The sequence below is a fragment of the Betaproteobacteria bacterium genome (assembly GCA_009377585.1).
Lineage (GTDB): Bacteria > Pseudomonadota > Gammaproteobacteria > Burkholderiales > WYBJ01 > WYBJ01.
The window spans coordinates 32204-35556 of record WHTS01000061.1 but is presented as its reverse complement, the minus strand read 5'-3'; the positions used below and the strand labels follow the sequence as shown (position 1 = coordinate 35556).

General features: G+C 65.9%; 3 protein-coding genes and 1 pseudogene (1 of these 4 cut by a window edge). 1 reads left to right on the top strand and 3 read right to left on the bottom strand.

Annotated elements, in window-relative coordinates:
* The coding region (locus GEV05_18505; GenBank protein ID MPZ45344.1) for a tripartite tricarboxylate transporter substrate binding protein at positions 1 to 164 on the bottom strand (164 nt) is incomplete at its 3' end.
* Positions 165 to 373: 209 nt separating this feature from the next.
* Complete coding sequence (locus tag GEV05_18500) at positions 374 to 1627, bottom strand: amidohydrolase family protein (protein ID MPZ45343.1); 1254 nt, start codon at positions 1625 to 1627, stop codon at positions 374 to 376.
* A 368-nt stretch (positions 1628 to 1995) separates the two neighbouring features.
* Here GEV05_18500 and GEV05_18495 point away from each other — a divergent pair, with 368 nt between their 5' ends.
* Positions 1996 to 2988, top strand: coding sequence for an N-carbamoyl-D-amino-acid hydrolase (locus GEV05_18495; GenBank protein MPZ45342.1), 993 nt, complete (start codon positions 1996 to 1998; stop codon positions 2986 to 2988).
* Here GEV05_18495 and GEV05_18490 read toward each other — a convergent pair.
* Positions 2985 to 3353 (bottom strand): annotated as a pseudogene (locus GEV05_18490) (LysR family transcriptional regulator) (it continues 684 nt past the right edge of the window). The gene GEV05_18495 and the pseudogene GEV05_18490 sit on opposite strands and share 4 nt — an antisense overlap.

Sequence of the window (3353 nt, the reverse complement as noted above, 5' to 3'; positions counted from 1 at the left end):
CGCTTGTCCTGCACGATCCGCTGGACCGTGCGCGCAGTGCGGTCGATGCCACCGCCTGGCGATACGCCGACCACCAGTTCGACGGGGTGGGTCGGGACCCAGGATTTCGTTTGCGCCGACGCAAGCAGGGGCGCGGCGATGAGCAAGAACAGGGCAAGGCGCATGGTTCGTCTCCGTGGATCGATCGGGCATCGCCACGAGGCGATTTGCCGGCGGCGCTGCATCGGATGGTACCTGGCGCAGCATGCCGCGCCCACCGAGCTCGAGCCTCGGTGCGCTACGGCTGAGCCTCGTCCGACCAGTCGCGCCGGGTTTCGTCGTACACAACGAGCAGTGCGCCGGGCGGACGCATGCCCAGGTGCTTTTCCTCGCGTTATCCAGGCCGATGCAGGTGCGGCGATTGTCGAGTGAAGATACGCCGGCCGCGCTTGAACCCCGCGAGCGGCAGTGCGCACTTCGCGATGCTATCGGCGGGCGAGGTTTCGTCCCATACCACCAGGTCGGCCGCCTTGCCCGGTTCGAGACCGTAATCACCGAGTCGCATGAGCTGCGCGGCCCGCTCGGTGATCATCTCGAAGCAGGCAGAAAGATCCTTCGATCCGTAGCGCTGGACGACGTTGGCATAGAGATTGGCGATGCGCGTAAGCGAGCAGTCGCCGTAGGGCGTGAAGGCGTTGAGCACGTTATTGGTCGATAACGTGCAGTTGGCGCCGTTCTCGATCAGGGTGTTGGCATCGGTGACCGCACGCATGACGCTATGTTCCATGTGGCGCCCGCCGTTGAAAAGATCGGTCGCGGGCAAAACCGCGAGCGACACGCCCGAGCGCGCGAGCCGCTTGCCGACCTCGGCCTGCTGCTTCACCGGCATGCAGGAGAACTTGGAGCCGTGGCCGAATGCCACTCGGCCCTGCCAGCCGATGCGATCGGTGATCTCGCATACTTGCGGATGATCGAGCTCGTCGATCTCGTGCCCGCCATCGAGGTGAAAATCGACATCGATGGCGTAGCGCTGGGCGAGCTCGAACACACGCCGGATCTGGCCCGGCCCGTCCTTGTCGTAGCGGATGCCGCCGCCGATCACGGGCGCGCCGCGCTCGAGGCAGGCGACCAGGTTCTCGTCGGCGCCGGGCACCTCGGTCCAGCCTTCCTGCAGGAACACGCAGGGCTGGATGTCGATCGCCCAGGCGTAGTCCTTGCGCAGCTGCTCGACCACCTCGAAGCCGATGAGCCCCACGTTGGGATCGACTTCGACCTGGGTGCGCATGTGCGTGACCCCGTGCAGCAGGCATTGGTCGAGCGTCGCCGAGGCACGCGCGTAGGTGTCTTCGTGCGTGAACGTGTGCTTGATCGAGGCGGTGCGCTTCATGTGATCGCGCGCCATGCGATCGGGCTGGTAGGGCACGCGCTCGACGGTCATCGCCTTGTCGAGGTGGAAGTGGCTCTCGATCAGGCCCGGTGACACCAGCTTGCCACGGGCGTCGTATTCCGGGCCGTGGGCGGCGAGGCGAGGCGCCACCGCGACGATCGCGCCGCCTTCGATGCCGATGTCCTGCAGCGGGTCCGCGTCCGTGGCGCGAGCCAGCCGGGCGTTGCGAACGATCAGGTCCAGTGCCATGGCCATTGCCATTGCCTCCACTTCACCGACGCCATCGAACGGCTAGCTTCCACTCAAATGGCTGCCGGTTCGCTACCCAGGAACCTGCCCGCACCAGCGAGCAGCACGGCACTCCCCTCTCCCCCTGGGAGAGGGGCTGGGGGTGAGGGAGGGCGTCAGCATGACGTACAATTTCCCTCACCCTCGATCCCTCTCCCGAAGGGAGAGGGAAGACAAGCATACCCATGGGACAACATACAAGGGGCCAGGGGTGAGGGGGGGGCGCAAGACGACGCCGCTGCCGCTCGATTCTCCTGCCGGATGAAAACTATACTAGCAAACGTGCAGCTTGCATCCTGGCCCTCGCATCGGCTCATGGATCCGAAGTGGCCTGCAAGAGGATGCGCGGTTTGCGTTTCGCGGCTTCACCCCACCGGAGGAGATTCGCCATGGCCCGCCGCCTGAAGATTGCCGCAGCCCAGCTCGGAGCGCTGCATCGCGCCGATTCGCGCGAGGCGGCGGTCAAACGTCTGATCGCGCTCATGCGCGAGGCCCACGGACAGGGCGCCCGCTTCGTCGTGTTTCCCGAGCTTGCGCTGACGACGTTCTTTCCGCGCTGGTGGATGCCGGACCAGGAAGAAGTCGACCGTGGCTTCTTCGAGCCCTCGATGCCTTCGCCGCTCACGCAGCCGCTGTTCGACGAAGGCAAGCGTCTCGGCATCGGCTACTACCTCGGCTACGCCGAGCTCGCGAATCTGGATGGACGCCTGCGGCGTTTCAATACATCCATCCTGGTCGGCCCCGACGGCAGCATCGTCGGCAAGTACCGCAAGGTGCATTTGCCGGGCCACGCCGACCACAAGCCGCAGGCGGCATTTCAGCACCTGGAGAAGAAATACTTCGAGGTGGGCGATCTCGGCTTCCGGGTCTGGCGCTTCCTCGACACGATCACGGGGATGCTGATCTGCAACGACCGGCGCTGGCCGGAAGCGTTTCGCGTGCTGGCGTTGCAGGGCGCCGAGATCGTGGCGCTGGGCTTCAACACACCGTCCGAGAACCTGCACTATCCCGAGCCGCCGGCGCTGCGCGTCCATCATCATCTCGTCATGGCGCAATCGATGGCGTTCCAGAACGCGACTTGGCTGGTCGAGACGGCCAAGTGCGGCGTCGAGGACGGCTTTCGGATGTTCGGCCATTCGCTCATCGTCGCGCCGACCGGGGAGATCGCCGCCAAGAGCACGACCGAGGACGACGAGGTCATCTGCTTCAACTGCGACATCGATCTGGCGCAGAACCTCAAGCGCACGATGTTCGACTTCGCCGCCCACCGCCGTCCGGAGCACTACCGGCTGATCGTCGAGCGCGTGGGGGCGGAAGTCACGCCCGCGAACTAGCGCGACGGTCGCGCAGCTTCGTTCCCGGAAAAATAGCGGGCCGCCTCGTTCACCAGGCTCTCGCGCAGGCGCTGGAAACCGGCCAGCTGGTTCACGGTCTTGCGCGTCACGAGCGCGATGTGCCGGCTCACCCCCTCGACCTCCCGGTAGCAGCGGCGATCCAGATGCATCTCGAGTGCGATGCCGAGCGGCACGAGGCCGTCGCCGAACCCTGCCTTCACCATCTGCACTGTGGCGCTGAACGTTTCCACCGGCAGCAGCGGGCGCGCCAGCAACTGCGGCTGGTGACGCCGCAGTTGCGGCTCGATCGCGCGCCAGGTGGCTGAGCTCGGCTCGATCGAGATGAGCGGCCGCTCCCGGGCCGC